The 21,248-nt window shown below is 66.0% G+C and carries 19 protein-coding genes; 11 read left to right on the top strand and 8 right to left on the bottom strand.

Annotated elements, in window-relative coordinates:
- Positions 1 to 12 precede the first annotated feature (12 nt).
- From ACIBK2_RS17880 to ACIBK2_RS17870, 3 genes are read left to right on the top strand one after another with little or no spacing between them, the layout of a single operon-like run.
- Complete coding sequence (locus ACIBK2_RS17880) at positions 13 to 1,296, top strand: ATP-binding protein (RefSeq protein WP_396968562.1); 1,284 nt, start codon at positions 13 to 15, stop codon at positions 1,294 to 1,296.
- The gene (locus ACIBK2_RS17875; RefSeq protein WP_396968560.1) at positions 1,289 to 2,308 is read left to right on the top strand and encodes a hypothetical protein; all 1,020 of its coding nucleotides are present in this window, start codon (positions 1,289 to 1,291) and stop codon (positions 2,306 to 2,308) included. The genes ACIBK2_RS17880 and ACIBK2_RS17875 overlap by 8 nt, the downstream gene beginning before the upstream one ends.
- Positions 2,309 to 2,338: 30 nt before the next feature.
- Entirely contained in the window at positions 2,339 to 3,538 is a 1,200-nt protein-coding gene (locus ACIBK2_RS17870; RefSeq protein WP_396968558.1) for a winged helix-turn-helix domain-containing protein, read from the top strand.
- Positions 3,539 to 3,709: 171 nt separating this feature from the next.
- Here ACIBK2_RS17870 and ACIBK2_RS17865 read toward each other — a convergent pair whose 3' ends face one another.
- Entirely contained in the window at positions 3,710 to 4,153 is a 444-nt protein-coding gene (locus tag ACIBK2_RS17865; RefSeq protein ID WP_396968556.1) for a hypothetical protein, read from the bottom strand.
- Between the two features lie 282 nt (positions 4,154 to 4,435).
- Here ACIBK2_RS17865 and dapA point away from each other — a divergent pair, with 282 nt between their 5' ends.
- Positions 4,436 to 5,284, top strand: a complete 849-nt coding sequence (dapA, locus tag ACIBK2_RS17860; protein WP_379284854.1) for a 4-hydroxy-tetrahydrodipicolinate synthase — start codon at positions 4,436 to 4,438, stop codon at positions 5,282 to 5,284.
- A 160-nt stretch (positions 5,285 to 5,444) separates the two neighbouring features.
- The gene (locus ACIBK2_RS17855) at positions 5,445 to 7,478 is read left to right on the top strand and encodes a ribonuclease J (protein WP_396968554.1); all 2,034 of its coding nucleotides are present in this window, start codon (positions 5,445 to 5,447) and stop codon (positions 7,476 to 7,478) included.
- A gap of 62 nt (positions 7,479 to 7,540) precedes the next feature.
- Here ACIBK2_RS17855 and ACIBK2_RS17850 read toward each other — a convergent pair whose 3' ends face one another.
- Together ACIBK2_RS17850 and ACIBK2_RS17845 are read right to left on the bottom strand one after the other, a co-directional pair.
- Entirely contained in the window at positions 7,541 to 8,101 is a 561-nt protein-coding gene (locus ACIBK2_RS17850; protein ID WP_396968552.1) for a hypothetical protein, read from the bottom strand.
- A gap of 29 nt (positions 8,102 to 8,130) precedes the next feature.
- The gene (locus ACIBK2_RS17845) at positions 8,131 to 8,511 is read right to left on the bottom strand and encodes a DUF4189 domain-containing protein (protein ID WP_396968550.1); all 381 of its coding nucleotides are present in this window, start codon (positions 8,509 to 8,511) and stop codon (positions 8,131 to 8,133) included.
- Positions 8,512 to 8,730: 219 nt separating this feature from the next.
- Between ACIBK2_RS17845 and ACIBK2_RS17840 the strand changes: the two genes are divergently transcribed.
- Complete coding sequence (locus ACIBK2_RS17840) at positions 8,731 to 9,354, top strand: TIGR03085 family metal-binding protein (protein WP_396968548.1); 624 nt, start codon at positions 8,731 to 8,733, stop codon at positions 9,352 to 9,354.
- A 223-nt stretch (positions 9,355 to 9,577) separates the two neighbouring features.
- Complete coding sequence (locus ACIBK2_RS17835; RefSeq protein WP_396968546.1) at positions 9,578 to 12,169, top strand: DNA translocase FtsK; 2,592 nt, start codon at positions 9,578 to 9,580, stop codon at positions 12,167 to 12,169.
- A 59-nt stretch (positions 12,170 to 12,228) separates the two neighbouring features.
- On the opposite strand, the gene ACIBK2_RS17830 is transcribed toward ACIBK2_RS17835, so the two are convergent.
- A complete protein-coding gene (locus ACIBK2_RS17830; RefSeq protein WP_396968544.1) occupies positions 12,229 to 13,491 on the bottom strand; it encodes a hypothetical protein in 1,263 nt (420 codons plus the stop codon).
- Positions 13,492 to 13,932: 441 nt separating this feature from the next.
- Between ACIBK2_RS17830 and ACIBK2_RS17825 the strand changes: the two genes are divergently transcribed.
- Positions 13,933 to 14,466, top strand: a complete 534-nt coding sequence (locus tag ACIBK2_RS17825; RefSeq protein WP_396968542.1) for a hypothetical protein — start codon at positions 13,933 to 13,935, stop codon at positions 14,464 to 14,466.
- Positions 14,467 to 14,570: 104 nt separating this feature from the next.
- Here ACIBK2_RS17825 and ACIBK2_RS17820 read toward each other — a convergent pair whose 3' ends face one another.
- Complete coding sequence (locus ACIBK2_RS17820) at positions 14,571 to 15,617, bottom strand: alpha/beta fold hydrolase (RefSeq protein ID WP_396968540.1); 1,047 nt, start codon at positions 15,615 to 15,617, stop codon at positions 14,571 to 14,573.
- Positions 15,618 to 16,057: 440 nt separating this feature from the next.
- Between ACIBK2_RS17820 and ACIBK2_RS17815 the strand changes: the two genes are divergently transcribed.
- A complete protein-coding gene (locus tag ACIBK2_RS17815; protein ID WP_396968538.1) occupies positions 16,058 to 17,047 on the top strand; it encodes a M48 family metalloprotease in 990 nt (329 codons plus the stop codon).
- An 854-nt stretch (positions 17,048 to 17,901) separates the two neighbouring features.
- Positions 17,902 to 18,291, top strand: a complete 390-nt coding sequence (locus ACIBK2_RS17810) for a helix-turn-helix domain-containing protein (protein WP_396968536.1) — start codon at positions 17,902 to 17,904, stop codon at positions 18,289 to 18,291.
- 288 nt (positions 18,292 to 18,579) lie between these two features.
- Here the strand turns inward: ACIBK2_RS17810 and ACIBK2_RS17805 are convergent, their stop codons facing one another.
- Together ACIBK2_RS17805 and ACIBK2_RS17800 are read right to left on the bottom strand one after the other, a co-directional pair.
- Entirely contained in the window at positions 18,580 to 19,095 is a 516-nt protein-coding gene (locus tag ACIBK2_RS17805; protein WP_396968534.1) for a hypothetical protein, read from the bottom strand.
- A gap of 69 nt (positions 19,096 to 19,164) precedes the next feature.
- Positions 19,165 to 19,851, bottom strand: a complete 687-nt coding sequence (locus ACIBK2_RS17800; RefSeq protein WP_396968532.1) for a GAP family protein — start codon at positions 19,849 to 19,851, stop codon at positions 19,165 to 19,167.
- 384 nt (positions 19,852 to 20,235) lie between these two features.
- Here ACIBK2_RS17800 and ACIBK2_RS17795 point away from each other — a divergent pair, with 384 nt between their 5' ends.
- Positions 20,236 to 20,979 carry an MBL fold metallo-hydrolase gene (locus ACIBK2_RS17795; RefSeq protein WP_396968530.1) on the top strand — a complete coding sequence of 248 codons (744 nt, stop codon included), beginning with the start codon at positions 20,236 to 20,238 and terminating at the stop codon, positions 20,977 to 20,979.
- 42 nt (positions 20,980 to 21,021) lie between these two features.
- Here ACIBK2_RS17795 and ACIBK2_RS17790 read toward each other — a convergent pair whose 3' ends face one another.
- Positions 21,022 to 21,189, bottom strand: coding sequence for a hypothetical protein (locus tag ACIBK2_RS17790; protein ID WP_396968528.1), 168 nt, complete (start codon positions 21,187 to 21,189; stop codon positions 21,022 to 21,024).
- Positions 21,190 to 21,248 lie beyond the last annotated feature (59 nt).

The following is a 21,248-nucleotide window of genomic DNA, read 5'->3' as shown; positions in this document are numbered from 1 at the left end:
CGAGGCGCGGTCATGATCGCGTCCAGCATGCTGGACACCACCGCTGCTCCCGTGTCGCTCGATCACATCGCACCGAGCCGTTGGCGCAGGGGAGCAGCTCCGGTGTCCAAGAAGAGTGGGTACGAGGGCGCGTCCGATCGAATTCTGCGTCGCTTCGGATTGGCGATCGGGATCGCCGGGGTGATCGTCGCGGTGGTCGAGCTGCCGGAGATCGCGGACCAGAGCAGGCTCATCGCCGGCGGCTGGACGGTCCTCACGGTGGTCCTGGCTTTCGGGCTGTTCCCGGTGCTTGCCGCGGTGTCGATCGCGTCGAGCAGGCAGCTCATCCAGTTGGTGTCCGGTGCGGCGGCGGTGAGCTTTCTCGCGGCGATGGCCGTGATCCCGTTCGCGTATCCGAATCCCGCGCCCGAGGCGTCCTCGGTGTGGCTGTATCGCGTGCTCGCGCTGGGTGTGCTCGCGGCGGTGCTGGCGTGGCGTCCGATATACGCGGTCGTCTACCTCGTGATCGGTGCGGCACTGTCGGCGTTCGCCAACTCTTTCGTGCTTCCGGACGCGACGCCCGTGGTGTGGGCCGGTGACTTCGTTCGCGCAGCCGGTTTGTGTGCACTGTTCCTCTGGTGCGCGATCTACGCCAAGGCCGCTGCGGATCGAGTGGATCGGGAGTCGGCGATCGAGAGCAGGCGTGCGGCGGCGGTGGCCGGTGCCGCGGCTCGTGACCGCGAACGCGCGCGATTCGCCGCGCTGATCCACGATGCGGTGCTGTCCACCCTGCTGGACGCGTCGCGCGCGGGTACGGATTCGCCGGTGCTGCGCAGGCAAGCCGAGCGGACGCTCGAGCAGCTCGACGAATGCCGCGTCGGCGACGTGGAACCGAATCGGCTGGACGCGCAGTCCGCTACCGGTTTCCTGCGTTCGGCCGTGCACGAAGTCAACCCGGGTATCCGGTTCACCGCCCGGCGCTGGTCCGGATTCGACGACCTCCGGCTGCCGGTGGACGCGGCGGGCACCATCGCCGCGGCGCTCACCGAGGCGGTGCGCAACAGTTTGCGCCACGCCACCGTGCCGGGCCGTGAGGTGCAGCGCACTGTCACGGTGACCATCAGCGCGGGCGGCATCCGGGTCGTATTCCGGGATGACGGTGCGGGTTTCGAGATGGGGCAGGTGCCCGCCGATCGCCTCGGCATCTCGGTGAGCATTCTCGGGCGGATGCGGCAGCTGGCCGGCGGCGCGGGCTTCGTGGAATCCCAACCGGGCGAGGGCACCACGGTGACCTTGGTGTGGGGCAGTGATGGCTGACACCGATACCGAATTCGGGTTACGCGATCTGCTCGGACTGCGCGACCCGGCGGCCGGACTGTTCCTGCTCATCCTGCAGGCGACCATCGTGCTGTACATGGTGCGCAATTTCGGCGATTCGCCGCTGCTCGCGGCGGTGGGCGCGCTGGTGCTGCTGGCCGCGGCCGGGGTGCTGGTGCTGGTGATCCCGGTCGATCCGCTGCCGTTGCCCGCGACGATATTCATCGCCGCCTCCGGACCGTTGGCGACCGCGCTCACCTCGTTCGATGTCGAGCACGGTTGGTCGAGGCAGGTGTGGACCGCGTTCGCGTCGTCCTATGTGCTCGCGGTGCTCGTGCTGCGCGGCAGGTTGGGCGCGGCGTGGCTCGGGGTCTGTGGTGTGGCGATCGTGATCGCGGCCGTCGGCGTGGTGAACGGGTTGAGCGGCGGCGTGATCGCCGGATCGATCGTGCCGATCTCCACGGTGGCCGGCGTCTCGCTCTTCGCGGTGATCATGCGACCCACCCAGCGCTCGCTGCGGTTGCTGCGGGAGGAGTCGACGATGCGCGCCGCCGCCGAGGCCACCATGGCTGCGGAGAACGGCGAACGCGACCGTCAGCTGGCCCGCCTCGACAAGGTGGCCAGGCCCATCCTGGAACGCATCGCCGACGGTGTCGAACTCACCGCCACCGAACGCGAACAATGCCGCCTGCTGGAGGCCGAACTACGCGACGGCCTGCGCGCCCCGCAACTGGTCACCGACGAACTCAGCAGCGCCGCCCGCGGCGCCCGGAGTCGCGGCGTCGAGGTGGTCCTCCTCGACGACGGCGGTTTCGCCGGGGTCCCCCGCTGGGTCCGCCAGCAGGTAATCGAAGCCGCGACAAAGGAATTGGACGCCGCCAACGCAGGTTCGGTCACCGTCCGAGTCCTCCCGATGGGCCGCCGCATCCTCGCCACGGTGCTCGCCAACGCCCCGCATCAAGACCGCCGCACCGAGATAGACGCCGCAGGAAGCATCAAAGTCTCCACCTAGGTTGTCGGACCCGCGTGGCATTGTGCGGGTATGCGGAAGATCAGTGTGGGGGTGGCGCGGCGGGTCGCGCTGGCGGCGCAGGGGTTTGCGGCGCGGAAGCCGGTGCGGACGACGCGGCGGTCGGTGCTCGGGGTGGTCGAGAAAACGCAACTGTTGCAGTTGGATTCGGTGTCGGCGGTGGTGCGGGCGCACTATGCGCCGGTGTTCAGCCGGATCGGGGCTTACGATCGGTCGCTGGTCGACGAGGCGGCGTGGAGTCACAATGCGCGGCGGCCGCGGCGACTGGTGGAGTATTGGGCGCACGAGGCGGCGCTGATCCCGGTCGAGGACTGGCCGCTGATGCGGTGGCGGATGGCGCAGTTCGAGAACGGCCGGTGGTCGGAAGCGCGCAAGGTGGTCGAGCGCAATCCCACTCTGGGCCAAGACGTCCTGGATGTGATCGCCGAGGTCGGCGCGTGCACCGCCGGTGAGGTGGAGCGGCATCTGGAACTGGACAAGCCGCGCGCCAAGGGTTCCTGGTGGAATCTCAGCGATACCAAGGTGATCTGCGAGCAGCTGTTCGCCTCCGGTGCGCTCTCGGTGGACAAGCGCGTCAGCTTCGCGCGCCACTACGACCTCGTCGAACGCGTGATCCCGCCGGACATCTTGGCGCGCACCGTTTCCGAGGAGGACGCGGTGCGCGAACTGGTGCTGCGCGCGGCCACCGCCCACGGCATCGGCACCGAAACCGACCTGCGCGACTACTACCGACTACACCGCCGCCAAACCGAACCCGCCATCACCGACCTCGTCGACGCGGGCGAACTCCTTCCGGTCGAGGTCGAGGGCTGGGACAAACCCGCGTACCTGCGCGAGGGCACTGCCATCCCGCGCCGCGTCGAAGGCGCCGCCCTGCTGTGCCCGTTCGACCCGCTGATCTTCTTCCGCGCCCGCACCGAACGCCTCTTCGACTTCCACTACCGCATCGAGATCTACACCCCGGAACCCAAACGGGTACACGGCTATTACGTCTTCCCGTTCCTACTCAACGGCGAACTCGTCGGCCGCGTCGACCTCCGCGCCGAACGCGCCGCAGGCCGCCTCTCGGTCCCCGCCGCCTTCGCCGAACCAGGCCACGACACGCCAGGAACCGCGCACGCCCTCACCGAGGCCTTGCGCGACATGGCCGACTGGCTCGAACTGGACAAGGTCGTAATCGGCCCCCGCGGCAACCTCGCCCCGCTGTTGTAGCCGACCGCACCCCACCGCCTCAGCCCCGAACTTCGCACACCCCTTGAGACTTCGCATACCCCACGACCGCCAGGCAGGCATGCGATGAAACAACCTGCACCGCCTCTCGAGATCCGCACCGCTCTGGCGCCCAGAGCGAGTGCAGATCCCGAGAACGAGTGCAGCTGTCGATCAGACGTCGCGCTTCTGCCCGTACCCGCGCATCTGGTCACGCAGCGCCCCCGAAACCGCCCCGGACAACCACGAATTCAGCGACTGATTGCTCTGCGCCGCCGCCTCTTCCGCCTTCGACTTCAACGTTTCGACCAATCGCAGGGTGACTCGGCTGATATCGCCGGTCATTTCCTCGAAGGTCGCATGGTCATCGGTGGACGACTGCTTGCGCAAATCGACCTTGGCCTCGGTGCCGTCGAAGGAGAGGTGCACCGTGCGGTCACCCAGTTCGGTGTTGAGCTCGGTCGCGAGTTCGGACAGCGCGGCAAGTAGCACCAGCCGGGCCGAGCTCTCGGTCGCCGCGGCCAACGCCGCCGCGGTGGCCTGGGTCTTTTCGTCGCCGAGGGCGGCGGCCGCGATCAGGTCCTCGCGCAGGCGGGCGGTGTACTTGTTCAGATCCATGACATCAGTGTGACGCCATATTTGATGTCACGCAAGGACGCGAATGACATCATGATCGCGTGCGGGGCGGCCGCGCACCCGACCGGCCGGTCCATTCAGTGGCGACGGTGTCGAGGGCGTTCCTCCGACCGGGTAGCCTTTCTGACCATGACGAACGGTGAATCGACGCCAACCCACGGAGCGAGCGTGGAGCCCGAGGGCGGCAGCGTGCGTAACGAGGGCGTGGCAGCGAGCACCGCGAGTCAGACCGAGCTGCGTGCGTCCGGCACGGTGGGTGTCGCGATGGTGACCCCGTTCAGTGCCGACGGCAAGCTCGACATCGATGCCGGCGTCGCGCTGGCCGCCCGCCTGGTCGATCGCGGCGTCGATCTGCTCGCCATCTCCGGCACCACCGGCGAGTCGCCGACCACCAGCGAGCAGGAAAAGGCGGACCTGCTCCGCGCCGTCGTCGACGCGGTCGGCGACCGCGCCACCGTGATCGCGGGCGCGGGCACCTACGACACCGCGCATTCCATCGAACTGGCCCGCAACGCCCAGCGCGCGGGCGCGCACGGCCTGCTCGTGGTGACGCCGTACTACTCGCGTCCCTCGCAGGAGGGCCTGCTCGCGCACTTCACCGCGGTCGCCGACGCCACCGACCTGCCGGTCACCCTCTACGACATTCCGCCGCGCTCGGTGGTGCCGATCGCCAGCGACACCATCCGCCGGCTGGCCGAGCACCCGCGCATCGTCGCGGTGAAGGACGCCAAGGGCGACATGAACGCGGGCGCCGACCTGATCGCGAACACCGGCCTGGCCTTCTACTCCGGCGACGACACGCTGAACCTGCCGTGGCTGTCGATCGGCGCGACCGGATTCATCAGCGTCATCGGACATCTCGTGCCCGAACGGTTGCGCGAGTTGCTTACTGCTTACACCTCTGGCGCGGTGGCACGCGCCAGGGAGATCAACGCGGCCTTGGTGCCGTTGAACTCGGCAATGTTCCGTTTGGGCGGTGTCGCGATGAGCAAAGGCGGCCTCCGCCTGCTCGGGATCGATGCGGGTGAACCGCGATTGCCGCAGTTGATGCCGAATCCTGAACAACTCGAGCTCCTTGCCGCTGATCTACGGGCGGCGGGGGTGCTCGGATGAGAGAGCGGAGCGAGCGAATCACCACACAGCAGAGCGAGCTAAATACCCAGAGCGCCGAGCGCGTGACGGCTAGCGAGGTATCCATGAGGGAGCGCAGCGAGCGAATCAAAGACACTGCGACTTCGGTCAGGCCGGAACCGAGCGCTAGCGAGGTGCAGGCATGACCGAGCCTGTCGCACGTCGTCCCCGTAGAACCGCGTCCCGCGCCGCGGGAGCACCGCCGCCTGTTCCGGCCGAACAGCCTGCGCGCATCGTGAAGCCGAAAGTCGCGGCGCAGCCCGAGGTTCCGGTGCAGGCCGAGGTGACCGCACCGGCCGAGCAGCCTGCGAAGACCTCGCAGCCGAGGAAGGCGACCGCGGCGAAGAAGTCCGCGCCCGCGAAGAAGTCGGCCCCGCGCGCCGAGGCGCCGCAAAACGGCCAGCAGGCCAGGAAATCCGGCCGTGGCCGCCAGCAGTCCGGCCGCGGTCGCGCCGAACAGTCCGCGCCCCAACAGGATTCGCGTCCCGCATCCCTCGCGCACGAGCGGTTGGGTGCCCCGCCGAAGCTTCCCAAGAACGGCCTGCGCATCTTCGCGCTCGGCGGCATCGGCGAAATCGGCCGCAACATGACCGTTTTCGAGTACGGCGGCAAGCTGCTCATCGTCGACTGCGGCGTGCTGTTCCCCGAGGACCAGCAGCCCGGCGTCGACCTGATCCTGCCCGACTTCCGGCCCATCGAGCACCGGATCAACGATGTCGTCGCGGTCGTGCTCACGCACGGTCACGAGGATCACATCGGCGCGATCCCGTTCCTGCTGCGGCTGCGCGCCGACATCCCGGTGGTCGGCTCCAGGTTCACCCTCGCGCTGGTCGCGGCGAAGTGCCGCGAGCACCGCCAGCAGCCGAAGCTGATCGAGGTCATCGAGGGCCAGCACACCGAGCACGGCCCGTTCGACTGCGAATACTTCGCCGTCAACCACTCCATCCCGGACGCGCTGGCCGTCGCCATCCGCACCCCGGCGGGCGTCGTGCTGCACACCGGCGACATCAAGCTCGACCAGCTGCCCCTCGACGGTCGCCTCACCGACCTGGCCGGTTTCTCCCGGCTCGGCGACGAGGGCGTCGACCTGTTCCTGGTGGACTCCACCAATGCCGAGGTGCCCGGCTTCGTCACGCCGGAACGCGAGATCGGCGGCGTGCTCGACACGGTGATCGGCAAGGCCCGCAACCGGGTGATCGTCGCCTCGTTCGCCAGCCACGTGCATCGCATCCAGCAGGTCGTCGACGTCGCCCAGAAGTACAACAGGCGAATCTGTTTCGTCGGCCGCTCGATGGTCCGCAACATGCAGATCGCGCAGGACCTCGGCTACCTGACGGTGCCGGAGAGCGTGGTCGTCGACCTCGACCAGGCCGCGACGCTGCCCGGCGATCGACTGGTGCTGATCTCGACCGGTTCGCAGGGCGAGCCGCTGTCGGCGCTGTCCAGGATGGCCCGCGGCGATCACCGCCAGATCAATATCCGCGAGGACGATCTCGTGGTGCTGGCCTCCTCGCTCATTCCCGGCAACGAGAACTCGGTGTTCGCGGTGGTGAACGGCCTGGCCAGGCTCGGCGCCACGGTGATCACGCAGCAGAACGCGAAGGTGCACGTCTCCGGGCACGCGTCCGCGGGCGAGCTGCTGTACCTGTACAACGCGGTGCGGCCGACCAATGCCATGCCGGTGCACGGCGAATGGCGGCACCTGCGCGCCAATGCCGCGCTCGCCATCGCGACCGGCGTGCCGGAGGACCGGGTCATGCTCGCCGAGGACGGCGTCGTGGTCGACCTGGTCGACGGCATCGCCTCGATCGTCGGGCGGGTGCCGGTCGGGCACGTGTACGTCGACGGCCTCTCGGTCGGTGACGTCGGCGAATCGACGCTGTCGGATCGGCTGGTGCTCGGCGAGGGTGGTTTCATCTCGATCACCGTCGCGATCGACGAGACCACCGGCAAGGCGGTGAGCACGCCCGAGGTCAACGGACGCGGTTTCTCCGACGATCCGACGGCGCTCACGGTCGCGGCCGAACTGGTCGAGGCGGAACTGCAGCGGCTGGCCACCGAGGGTGTCACCGACATTCACCGGATCGCGCAGAGCGTGCGGCGCGTCGTCGGCCGCTGGGTCGCCGACACCTACCGCCGCCGCCCGATGATCGTGCCGACGGTGATCGGCGTCTGATCGACGGATACTGAAAAGCGCCGGGAGCCAATGGCTTCCGGCGCTTTTTCGTAGCTGCTAGCTCATTCCTGGCAGGCCGCGGATTCGATCTTCGCGCTCTTGACGATGTTGCAGGCGAAGGTGTGATCGACCTTCCATTCGCCGCCCTCGGAGACGAAGGAGACGAACGCGTCGTCGACCGGGCTGCCGTTGATGGTGACCTTGGCGTCGGCCTTCAGCTTGCCGTCGCTGGGATCGTTCACCTTGGTGATCTCGACCTTGACGCCCTGCTTCTTGGCGGCGTCGACCAGGTTGGCGACCAGGTACGGATCTTGTTCCGCGGCTTGGATCCAGCTGATCTTTTCCTTGTTCGGCACCGCGGGATCGAACGCCTTGGTGAGGCGGTCGTTCAGCTGCTGTGTCGACGGCTTGGCCAGCACCGGCGAGGACGGCGTGGTCGGCGCGGAGCCGGTTTCCTTGTCGCCCTTGTCACTTCCGCCCTGCAGCTCGCCGGGCTTGGTGTCGGCGTTGGCGGTGGTGCTCGGCGACGAGGACGCCTTGTCACCGGAGGCGCACGCGGTGAGCGTGCACGCGGCGGCGGTCAGCACGACGCCCACGGCGGTCCGGAAAGTGCGGTGTTTCACGATGTTTCCCCTGAATCGATTCGCGGACATCAGCCGTGGTTGGACGTGCAGTTCCAGTGCACGATGTAGGCGTCGGAGGAGTTGTTCGCCCGCGCCTTGCTCTGCGCGCCACCACGCGAGGCCGCGTAGGCCCAGCTGTAAGAGCCGGTACGGCTGGAATAGGCTACCGCCCCACAGCCATTGGCGAACCAGACCACCGTCTCGCAGTCGCCGGCCCCGCAGCTGCGGACCGCGCGCGCCTGCGCCGCCCCCGAATCGGGGTAGTCGTAGGAGTAGCCGATCAGTCCGGTAGAGGTGGACAGCGCGATCGCACCGTAGTTGTACGCCTTGGCTTGTGCGACAGGCGCGCTGATAGCCAGCGCGCAACCGGCGGCGGCCACGATGGCTGCACCAGTAACAAACTTCTTCACAGGGAATTTGCCCTTCTTGTAATTAGGCCCACGACCCGATGGACCGAGTGACAAAGTACATAGCGAACACTCATTGCGCTACCCAAGAATTCGGGGCTTCGGGTGTCGCAACCGGAGACAGTCGCGCACCTTTTCCCGTGCCGCAGACGCACTCACCCGCGATTGGGTATGCGAGAACCAGAAGGTGTGCGGGCATGGGCTGGTCGGTATGTTCAGAGGGTGAGCATCGCGCAGCGGGAACGTCAGAAGCTCGTCGAGACGATGACGGCCGTCGGGCCGGAGGCGCCGACGCTCTGTGGGACATGGACGGTCCGGGACCTCGCCGCGCACCTGGTGGTTCGGGAGCGGCGAATCGACGCCGCGCCGGGCATCATGCTGCAGCCGTTCGCCGGGTATCTCGAACGCGTACAGACGAAAGTAGCCAGCCAGCCGTTCCCCGAGCTGCTGGAACAGGTCCGGACCGGGCCGCCGTGGTGGTCGCCGCTGCGTCCGGTCGACGCGCTCGCGAATCTGACCGAGATGTTCGTGCACCACGAGGACGTGCGCCGCGGCAGCCCCGGCTGGATGCCGCGCGAGATCTCGCAGGCCGATGAGGACAAGTACTGGTCGCTGGTCAGCAAAATGGCGCGCCGGTCCTACCGGAAATCACCGGTCACAGTCGTGTTGGAGTCGCTGGACGGCAAACGGGCGGTTGTTCGTTCGCGGCCCGGCGAGGAGGTGACGTTGACCGGCGCGCCGTCGGAGCTGCTGCTGCACTCGTTCGGTCGCGACGAGGTCCGCATCGAGACCACGGGTGAACCCGACGCCGTCAGCACGGTATTGGGCCTCGATCGCTCCGTTTAACCGCTCTTCGCAGACCTGCTTGGTTCCTGCGCCTTGGGCGAAGACACGTTTGCTGTGTGAAATCGGACCCGACCGGTCGGGTCCGACACGCAGGATCAGCGGCTGGGGGCGCGCGACTCGGATCCGCAGCGACCTGGGCATCTGCACAGTTCGGCACTGCTGAGACGGGCGATACCAGTGTTGCGGATGGTCTGGAAGGGGCGTTTGCGGCTAGCCTGGGTCCATGGCAGGTAAGTCCCGCAGCACCACGACTACTCGGGCGCGGGCGGGATCGGCGCGGGGGAGGACCACGGCGGCTCGGTCCCGCGCGGCGACGCCCCGCACCACCGCGACGCCCCGCACCGCGACGACCCCGCGCGGACGCCGCCCACCGGCCCGCAGGCCGGTGCGGCGCAAGTCGAACACCGCGCCGCTCGCGGTGCTGACCCGCGGCATCAGCAGCGGCTGGAACATGCTCGCGCGCGGCCTCGGCGCCACCACCCGGACTCTGAGCAAGGCCGGCGAGATCGAGCACGGCCACCGTCGCGACGGCATCGCGCTGGCCCTCATCGCGTTGAGCGCGGTGATCGCCGCTGCCGTGTGGCTGTCGGCGGGTGGACCGGTGGGGCATTGGGTGGGCGAAGCCATCCGGGCCGTGTCCGGATCGGCGTCGGCCGGGCTGCCCTTCGTGGCCACCGCGATCGCGGTCATTCTCATGCGCACCGAGGCACATCCAGAGATCCGGCCGCGGCTGGTGCTCGGCGGACTGCTGGTCGGTCTGCCGATTCTCGGACTGTGGCACGTCATCGCCGGCGCGCCGACCGACCCGCACGGGCGTTCGCGCGCCGCGGGTTTCGTCGGTTTCGTGGTCGGCGGGCCGCTCACCAACGGCCTCACCGCCTGGCTGTCGGTGCCGATTCTGTTGCTGGCCATCGTCTTCGGCGTACTGCTCCTCACCGGCACCACGGTGCGCGAGGTGCCCGCCCGGTTGCGCGAGTACTTCGGCACCGGCAGCGGTGGCGACGAATACGGTGAATACGACGGCGAATTCGGCTACGACCCGGCCAAGTACGACGCCGACGGTTTCCCGCTGCACTCGGCCAAGGCGAAGCGGCGCGGCCGCACGCCCGTGGAGAACTATCCCGCCGACGAATTCGGCGATCCCGACGCGGTGACCGAGGTGATCGGCGAGCCGCCGTTGCAGGACGCCAAGCCGATCGCGACGGAAGAGCCTGCCGCCAAGCCGAAACCGAAGAAGCAGCGCCCGGTGGTGAAGGTCGAGGACCAGACCCCGCCGCCGCCGAAGCAGCTCGAGTTCGTCGCCGACCGGGAGGTCGAGGGCGACTACATCCTGCCGCCGATGTCGCTGCTCACCGACGGCGATCCGCCCAAGAAGCGCAGTGCCGCCAACGAAACGATGATCGAGGCGATCACCGAGGTGCTGGTGCAATTCAAGATCGACGCCGCCGTCACCGGTTTCGTGCGCGGCCCGACGGTCACCCGCTACGAGGTGGAGCTCGGACCCGGCGTGAAGGTCGAGAAGATCACCGCGCTGGCCCGCAATATCGCGTATGCCGTTGCTACCGAGAATGTTCGGCTGCTCGCCCCGATTCCCGGCAAGTCCGCCGTCGGCATCGAGGTACCCAACTCCGACCGCGAGCTGGTTCGGCTCGCCGACGTGCTCAAGGCGCCGTCGACCCGAAACGACCACCATCCGTTGGTGATCGGGCTCGGCAAGAACATCGAGGGCGACTACCTCGCCGCGAACCTGGCCAAGATGCCGCACCTGCTGGTCGCCGGTTCCACCGGTTCGGGTAAGTCGAGTTTCGTGAACTCGATGCTGGTCTCGCTGCTGCACCGGGCCACCCCGGACGAGGTCAGGATGATCCTGATCGACCCGAAAATGGTGGAACTCACCCCGTACGAGGGCATTCCGCACCTGATCACGCCCATCATCACCCAGCCGAAGAAGGCGGCCGCCGCGCTGACCTGGCTGGTGGAGGAGATGGAGCAGCGCTATCAGGACATGCAGGCCAACAAGGTTCGCCACATCGACGACTTCAACAAGAAGGTCAAGTCCGGCGCGATCACCGCGCCGCTCGGCAGCGAACGGGTGTACCGCCCCTACCCGTACATCCTCGCCATCGTCGACGAGCTCGCCGACCTGATGATGACCGCGCCCCGCGACGTCGAGGACGCCATCGTACGGATCACCCAAAAGGCCCGCGCCGCAGGCATTCACCTGGTGCTGGCCACCCAGCGCCCCTCGGTCGACGTGGTCACCGGCCTGATCAAGACCAACGTGCCGTCCCGGTTGGCCTTCGCCACTTCGTCGTTGACCGACTCCCGCGTCATCCTGGACCAGCCCGGCGCCGAGAAACTGATCGGCATGGGCGACGGACTGTTCCTCCCGATGGGCGCGAACAAGCCGACCCGCCTGCAGGGCGCGTTCATCAGCGACGAGGAAATCCACGCCGTCGTCGACTTCGCCAAGAACCAGGCCGAGCCCGAATACCAAGAGGGCGTCACCGCGGCCAAACAGGGTGAGAAAAAGGACGTCGACCCCGACATCGGCGACGACCTCGACGTCTTCATCCAGGCGGTCGAGTTGGTCGTCACCTCCCAATTCGGTTCCACCTCAATGCTGCAACGCAAACTCCGCGTCGGCTTCGCCAAAGCAGGCCGCCTCATGGACCTCATGGAAACCCGCGGCGTAGTCGGCCCCAGCGAAGGCTCCAAAGCCCGCGACGTCCTCATCAAGCCCGACGAGCTCGACGGTTTGTTGTGGACCATCCGCGGCGGTGGCGACGAGCCGCCTCCGGAGGAGACCGACTAGAAACCATCTACGCCTGGCCTGAATCGACCCCCGTCGCTGGGAGTTCTGACGGTCCGGGGTCATTTGGGTGGTTCCAGGAGCCCGTCCCTGATGTTCGGGTCGAGTTTGCCGTCGGCGCCGACGGTGCCCTGACGGAGCCGTAGCGCGGACTCGCCATGATCGATGAAATTGCGGGCCTTGCCGCGTCGATGTGCTTCCAGCATGACGTTGTTCACCGTTTCCAGCGCGGATTGTTTCCCTCTGGCCATCAGCTCCTTGAACCAGTTGCCCGAACCGTCGCTGGGCGGTGCGTATTCGGACTGGAGCGTCCGGTCGGCCATTTCCACAAAGTTGTAGTAATCCCAGGCTTGCACGTTGTATACGACTGTGTAGCTGATGGACTTGTCCGGATTCTGCGTGAGAATCATCGTTCCGGATGCTCCGGCGGTGTAATGACCGAGCGCGTTGTGGATATCGGCGCCGGATCCCGCCGTATCGGCCTTGTCCGCCTCGTAGCCTCTGTCGGTGGTCCGCATCCATGGCACGGTGAACGGAATGGGCGTATTGAGGAGGGATTCGTCAGTGCGTGCGCGGGTTACGGTGTTTGCGATGATTTCGTTCATGCCTGGGTTGTGTCGCACACCGTCCCCCTTCGTCCCAGGCGGTACCCATTTCAGGTCGGGATGTGCCCCGGGATTGACCAGTATGAAATCTTGGCCCGCGTACAACGCTTCTTTTATCCAAGGGCTGTTGACGATCTTTTCCATCTGTGAATTACGGAAGATGTACTCCTCGCCGAGGTCGAACATCCCCTTCTCGTTCGACAGGAAGTGTGCGAGCAGGCTGGCCGCGAAGGTGAACCCCTGGTCCATCATGTAGGAAGCCGCCGCTTTCCCGACGGTGACGGCGGATTCCGCACTGCGCTTGTCCTCGGGCAACTTGTTGTATTCGCTGACGCCGTAAGGGGAAGGCTCCCCGAACTCGTCGCTTCCGTACAGGACGTCGTCGGGTCCTTGCAGTGTGGGGGCCGGATTCTGCAGGGCAGGAAACGGTGGAACGATTACCGTCCCCTGGTCGATCGGCTGAATTCGGTTGTGCGGCAACATCGGCTGGACAATGGTCGGGATGACTGCCTCGAATGCCTCGACCATGGCACGGGCGGAGTCGACACGCTCGACCATCCGCGCTGCGGAGGTAGGGGTCATCCCATGGAAATCAAATACTCGCGCGCGTTCGTCGCCAGATTGATCAGTTGCCGGTTCGGAGTTGGGGGCCGGGGTCATTCTGGTGATCCATCGGTCGAGGCCCCAGCCGGTCGGTCGTTGTTCTGGCGGATTGGACATAGTGGAGCACCTCACAAGGCTGGATTTGGCATGGCTGACGCGGAATGCGTGCAGCTGCAACGAGTTCGGGACATGCCGAACGCGTGTGGTGGGGGCACTGAATGTTGGCCAGGCAGCATAGAGCAGCGGGACGGTAGTCCGGGGTCTCTGAAGGAGCGCGAAAGGCGATGGGACGCTGAAGATTCGGCGAATCCCAAGAAGAGGGCGCAGCTCTGGCGCTGCCAAGAGCTTCACCTATCACCGGGCCCCGCGTCAAGGCGCCGATCTGGCCGCTCGAAGAATGCGCAGGTAGATGGGCTCGATCGAAGGTAGAATCGCGCGGTTTGTCGCAGGAGGTTCGAGATGACACGTACTCGTGCGCCGAGGTTGTCTCGGTCTGATCTATGGCGGAGACTGGGCGATGTGCTCCGTCTGCGGCCCACTGGCCGAATCGTGTATCTGATGGCTTGTGTCGCTGGTGTTTTCGCGGTGGGCGGATGCGGCGGCAGTGATTCGCTGCCCGATGTCGAACAGTCGCTGACCTTCAGTGGTTCGGTCGAGGGGCATCTCACCCGCGGTGTCAACGTTCACGCGACGCGCGACACGGGTTCCAATGATCTGACGATGACTCAGTGCGCGATCTACGACTCGGTCGACAATTCCGCCGGCAGGACACACCGGTATTTCACGGCCACCATTGTCGGCGACCTGCGGCCGGACTATCGGGTCGCCTTGCAGTTGTGGACCGATCGGGACAGCGACCCTGCCTATCAGAATCCAGGGCAGGTGTACCCGCTGACGTCCTTGGCAGATCTACACCTTCCGGATCGAGGCCAGAACGCGCCGCCGCTGCGCGGGACCGGCGACCCCGCTTTCGGATCGACGATCATGTACGACGCTGATCACAAGAGCGGGACCATCAACGCGTGGTTAGGGTCCCTCGGTCTGCCGAGGGACCAATGGATCAATGTCGCCGGCCATTGGCGTTGCGGTTGAGCGGCGTCGTCTGCGGCCCAGTGGCCGGATCGTGTGTCTGATGGTGTGTGGCAAGCCCTTTCACGCTGACCAAATCATAAGGGCGACACTATCGATCCCGGCGTTCACAGGTGATCGGCGTCGATGATCGCCTGGGCGAACGGATGTGGCGCCTCCTGCGGGACGTTGTGCCCGATGCCGTCGAGCACGCGGTGTTCGTATTTGCCGGAGTACTTGCCGCGGTAGGGTTTTCCATCCTTGGCCGAGCCGTCGAAGTCGCTGCCGATGGTGATGGTCGGCACGGTGATGGCGGGCCCTGCGGCGAGTTGCTGTTCATAGGCGTCGTATTGCGGCTCACCGGGCGCCAGGCTCAGTCGCCACCGGTAGTTGTGGATGACGATGTCGACGTGGTCGGGATTGTCGAACGCGGCGGCGCTGCGGTCGTAGGTGGCGTCGTCGAAGTGCCATTGCGGCGAGGCGCGTTGCCAGATCAGCTTGTTGAAGTCGTGCCGGTTGCGGGTGTAGCCGAGGCGGCCGCGTTCGGTGGCGAAGTAGTACTGGTACCACCAGCCGAGTTCGGCTTCCGGCGCCAACGGCTGCTGCTGGGCCGCCTGCTGGGTGACGATGTACCCGCTGACCGCGACGATCGCCTTGCAGCGTTGCGGCCACAATGTCGCGATGATATCGACCGTCCTTGCGCCCCAGTCGAATCCGCCGAGGACGGCCTTGTCGATGTGCAGTGCGTCCATGAAGTCGACGATGTCGCGGGCGATCGCCGTCTGCTGACCGTTGCGGACGGTTTCCGCGGACCGGATGGTGGTCGCGCCGTAACCGCGCAGGAACGGGACGATCACCCGGTATCCGGCGGCCGCCAGTAGCGGCCCGACATCGGCGTAGCTGTAGGGGTCGTAGGGCCAGCCGTGCAGCAGGATGACGGGTTGCCCGGTGCCGGGGCCGAATTCGGCGTATCCGACGTTGAGCGATCCGGCGTCGATCTGTTTGATCGTGCCGAGCGTGGTGTTCGCCCCCGATCCCACCCGCAGATCCGAGCCCGGCACCGTGGTGGCCGGCGCGGTGGCGGAGTCGGTGGCGCAGGCAGTGATCGAAGCCGTGGCCAGGCCCGCGGCGCCCGCTGCCAGCGCGCCACCGAAAAATCGTCTGCTGATATGCATCTGCGCTCCTGCTTTCGTTCGTGGGCGGGTACGCGGCGCGGACCGAGACCGTCACCGCTGGTACCACCGACGCTAGATCGTGCGCGGGAGCCACCGCGAGCGTCGGATGACGTAATCAGTGTCGGTCGGCCGACCGGTGACCGCCGTCGGATTCCACGCGATGGAGGAAGTCAGCGGCAAGGTGAAGCGGTTGGTGGGCACGCGAGATCTGGCTGAGTACAGTGGGATTGGAGTGACACTGCGGGGGGCGGGAAGAGCATATGCCTCGGTATCAGGGAGACGGTCGAGGGCGCGTCGGAGCCTATCGGCGACGGTTGCCGCCGCCGGGCCAGCGGACGGTGACGGGTGGGCAACATCCGAATCGGCACCCTGGTTCGGGGGTGCCGACGGGGTTGGACCGGAAGGCGTTTCGGGCGCGGTTGCGTGAACAGTATCCGGATGTGTTCGGTTCCGATGCTGTTGATTCGTCTCCGGAACCGCAGTTCCCGCTGGTCGGGCTTCGCTGGCGGATCGGTGCATCGGTTGCGGCGCTGGTGGTTTCGCTGCCATCGCTGGTGTTGAGTGCGCTGATCGTTGTCGCTATTCCTTACGTGCTGCTCGCCCCGTGGGTCGCGGTGGCCACCGGGGCGATCTGGTTGCTGTCCGGCGCGGTGCTGTTTTCGCGGGAGGAGGCCATGTTGGCGCGGCTCGCGTTCAGGTTTCGTCGGCCGACCGGTCGTGAGGTGCTGGCGTTGGCTACGGCGTGGGACAACGTGACACGAGCGGCTCGGGTGGACGGATCCGTGTATTCGTTGTGGATCGAAGATTCGCGTGCGGTGAATGCGTTCGCGGGCGCCGGACACGTTGTCGGAGTGACTAAATGGGCCGTTCTCATGCTGGGGCAACGGCAGTTGGAAGCGGTGCTTGCGCATGAGCTCGGCCACCATTTGGACGGCCGGTGGTGGATGGACGCGCTCGTGCGGTGGTATTCACTCCCGTTTTCTGTCGCCTACAACGTAGTCGGCCAGGTAGTGATGCTGCCACTTCTTGGCATCGCCCGGGTTGTGGAACGGAACGAACTGACGAGCAGAATCGTACTGCTCATGGTGATGGTAGCGGTGGTCGTCGCCCCGACGGTCGTCGTCGGTATGACGGTCGGCTTGGTCTTTCTGCTGACACCGTTGGTCGGTCTATCCGCGGCACTCTGGTTGACCGGCGCGTTCGTGGTGGAAGAGTCCGCGCAAGCGCTGCTCTCGCGGCGGCGCGAAGCCCTGGCCGATAGGGTGGCGGTGGATCTTGGGTATGGACGTGAGCTCCGCGGCGTACTGTCGCAGCACGCAGACTCGGCTAAACGTGCCCCCTTGTGGTGGCTCGGCGACACGCATCCGCCGGTGGACGCACGCAGCGCCGCGATCACGGACCGCATGGACGTCATTCGGCGGCGACAGTGACGACGAGATAGGTGCGCTCGGAAGGATTCGAACCGCCAACCCCCCGGCTCGTAACCCAGGTCCTCTATCCGTTGATGGAGACCGTACCGACCAGCAGCTTCTCGGTGGACAACTGGTTGTTGAAGCCGATTTCATGCTGTCGACCGATTGATGTTCGACGTCTCGCAAACGTCCGGTATAGGCGCGGAGCGCGTGTTCCGGGGGCAGGTGGTAGCCAGGGGCGAATCCTGACCGCCAATCTGGCTGGACCGGATTCCAGCGACGAATCGACCCGAGGCTCACTAACTTTCGTGTCGCGACGCGATCGGCGTGCAGTCATCGAGCCCGTTGAGGCGTGGATGTTCGTCGGGAACGTTGAAGCGGACAGTGCACAGACCGTCGCTCCGGGCGAGTTCGATGCCGGGCACGGGGGATCGCGGGCCGTCTACCAGCGCATAAACCACCATCGGGACAGCACATAAGCCTGCATCGCAGACGGAAAAAATCTATCGTGGTGAGTGTAGACATTCTCTGAGGTTGGGTATACAGTCGGTGTCGTCGAACAGAGAAGTCCAGAGGCCGGGCAGGCGAGCTGCCCGGAACATCAAGTTCCACCGTCCCCTCCGGCGGAGACGAGAATCCGGTGCACTCGGCCGGACCGCCGGAGGGGGACGAAGAAACACACCGAATACCGCAGGCAACACCGGATACCCAGGAGGTGGTCACTGACTAGTCACCTATCAGTCCCCGCATCCCGCGAATGTCGGGAGCGGTGCACGACATCGGCCCCCGTGGCCGGTGGGCCAGAATACGAAATCAATCCCCCTCTTCCGTAGATCCCAGGCCCCGGCGCACAGCGCCGGGGCCTGCCAACGTTGAATCCCGAGAGGTGCTGTGCAGCAACCGAACACCGACCCGCCGACGATGACACCAGCGCCGCCGACAAACTCGACGACGACACCTATCCCGCCTACAGCATGGGCCGCGCCGCGGAAATACTCGGCGTCACCCAAGCCTTTCTGCGCGGCCTCGACGCCGCTCATCTATTGACCCCGCAGCGCTCCTCCGGTGGACACCGGCGTTACTCCCGCTACCAACTGCGCATCGCCGGGCGCGTGCGCGAACTCGTCGACACCGGCAACACTCTCGAAGCGGCGTGCCGAATCGTCATCCTCGAAGACCAACTCGCCGAAGCCCAACGCCTCAACACCGACCAGCAGCACGCACTCGACAACCGGACACCCACCAACCCCTCCGCAGACTGATCCACCGCCGACGCGCAGGATGAAATCGCCTGTCCGACAGCCGCTTCCCAACGCACGATATTGCCGATGAGCGTGCTTCGCGAATGTTCGAACAGCATCCACACAAACGCCTACCCGTCGTGAACTGCAGATTTCCGCCGATATCGAGATGATTCGACGTCGTCGTGGTCATCGAAAAGGTGAATCGTCGTGAACCTCCGGGCTGCCGAAGGTGTGGCACCCTGGTATCAACGGAAATCCACGATAGCCCACCCGAGCGAGGCGAAGCGGCACGCTAGGGCGCTTCCTTTACTGGGCGCGGCAAGGTGCGGACCCGTTCAAGCGCCGCAGCTCGGCGCCCGCTTGTTGGTCACCGCGATCCAGTCCTTGCTGATAGAGCTGTGCGGCCCGCTCGCTGTTGCCGCCGCGTTCATAGCGGTAGGCGATTGTCCGCAACGGTTGGTGATCTCCGTGGTCCGCGGCGCGGCGCGCGAGGTCCTCCTTGCGTTCCCGATCAGCTGCTCGCCGATGGTGATTGATCAAGTCGCGCAGCGCCATCGGCGCGCCGGCCGCTGCCGCATCGAGTGCAAGTTGCTCAGCCTCTGCGCGCTTGCCTGTTGTCCAGAGCATGACGATCTGCTCGCGGCGAGTAAGCGTTCGCCCTTCGGACAGGGCCTGGACCAGTGGCTCGGTGCCCCCGTCCGGGTCAGCGGATATCGCTGTGACCAGTTCGTCCAGGCGATGAGCGGGTAAGGCGGGATGGCCGGCTTCGGCGCGGAACTCCTCGATGTAGGCCCGCAGTCGAGGCTGATCGTTGTCTGACATGATCTGGATGCTATTCAGCTCTCGGCCAGATGCGGTAGTCGAAAATTAACCGCCCGCGATTACTTCAGGTCACCAGAGCGACGAGTAGTTCCGCAACGCGTTCACGACGAGCGCGGCTCCGAAAACCAGGAAGAGAACGCGAACTGACATCGGCCCGAAGCGGCTGAGCGCCCGGACAAGTGCGCGGTAGAACCGTCGAGCTCGGGTCGAGCGGCGGGTTGCGGTGAGCAGCACCAGGATCGGTGGCAACAACGCGATCAGGCAGTAGGAAACCACGATCAACGGCCACAGCGCCGGTCGCGGTTCTCGCACCGCGAGCATCGCCAGCGCCGCTAGGTATGGGACCGCTGTCGGTGCCTGACCGAGACCGACACCGGCTCCGACCAGGCCGAGCAGCCACGGCCGCCGTCGTGCCTCGATCGCCCAGGACGGCATTGCGCCTGTCGCGCCTGCTGGCAGGCGAACGCCGCCGAGGGTCAACAGAACTGCGCCGACGATGAGTTCACCCCAGTAGCGGATGGTCGGTGTGATGTCGAAGTGGACGAGATCTGTCAGGAAGCTCAGCCCAAGCACCGCGCATATGCCGAATATGGTTGTGACAGCGAAGATTCCGGCGATGAAACTCAACGCTCCCGGGAGAGGCGAGCGGCGGCTCAACCGACTGTCGACGACCACCGCGGCCGTAACCCCTATGTTCAGGACGTGAAGGGAATCTAGGAAGGCGAACCCCGCGAGGGCCAGTAAGAAGGTCAACATGACGTCACCGACCATACGGATCATTGAACAGGCATGTGCTCGCCCGGTACCCCGGGCGCGGCCGATGACCGTCAACTGCCGATGAGTCGTCGCCGAGCTCGCGATGGCTGATCGGCTCGATCAGTTGACCGCGACGGTCGCCATCAACGGAAACATCTTCTCGCGCAGCGGAACCCATGGCATCCGTACTAGATGACCGAGGTCATCGCGCACGAGTCGCGCGGCGAGCAGCTTCATCGCGGCGAATTGATGTGCAGCGGCACCCTGCCGGGCGGCAGCGGTTCAGGGAACTGGGATGCTGGCTGTCACCGGGCGACGAACTGCGCCTGGAAATCGAAGGTATCGGCGTCATCGAACACCACATCAACCAGCAGCGAGGCATCCGTGAAAATCGATCAGGTTTCCGACTCCGTCTACGTGGTAGCCGGAACGAATGTCAACTGGGCGTTGGTCAGTGACGGCACCGCGGTCACCGTCATCGACGCGGGCTACCCTGCCGACACCTCCGATGTGCTCGACTCGGTCGCCCAGATAGGCCATCAACTCACCGACATCGCCGCCGTGCTGATCACCCACGCGCACCTCGACCACATCGGCGCGATTCCCACCCTCGTCGAACGTGTCGGCATGCCCGTCTACACCGGTGCCGAGGAGGTTCGGCACGCCAAACGCGAATACCTGCAACAGATCACCCCCGCAGGCATGATCAAGCAACTGACCACCCGTCGTGGCCGCCGCTGGGTCGCCCACACGCTGGGCGCGATCCGCGGCAACATCGGCATGACCATCCCGACAGCGACAACCGGCGAACCCGCCGTACTGGCAGCGCTGCCCGGCAAGCTCGTCGCGATACCGACCCCCGGCCACACCACCGGTCATACCGCCTACCTCCTGCCCACAGAAGGTGTCTTGTTCTCCGGTGACGCACTCGTCACCGGACACCCCCTGCTCGAACACACCGGACCGCAACTGCTGCCGACCGTGTTCAACCACGACGAAGCCCGCACCCGTACTACGGCCGTGGACCTGGGGAACCAGCCCGTGCGCACGCTGGTACCCGGCCACGGCCTGCCGATGACTGTCGAGGGCGACCAACTCGCACGTGCCCTACGCGCAGGTCGCCCTTGATGATCGACCCGAATTCCGGCCGAAATTCTACGGCGGCTGCGCTCACGAACCCTTCAGGAATCTCAAATAGAACGCCGCGAACACAAGCACGATTCCGACGTTCACCAACAGCCTCGCCCAGAACTGGTGCCCGAAGATCAGCACGTCCACGCCGACCACAACAGCCACCAGCGCGAGCACGTAGAGCACGATAACCGCAGATCTGCCCATATGCTCTTTCTACTCCGTATGGGCAGAGCCGGTAAGCGTGAAGCGTGCTGTCCGACGCC

It is taken from the genome of Nocardia sp. NPDC050175 (genome assembly GCF_044459885.1).
In the GTDB taxonomy this organism is placed as follows: Bacteria; Actinomycetota; Actinomycetes; order Mycobacteriales; family Mycobacteriaceae; genus Nocardia.
This window is presented reverse-complemented; position numbering and strand designations above follow the sequence as displayed.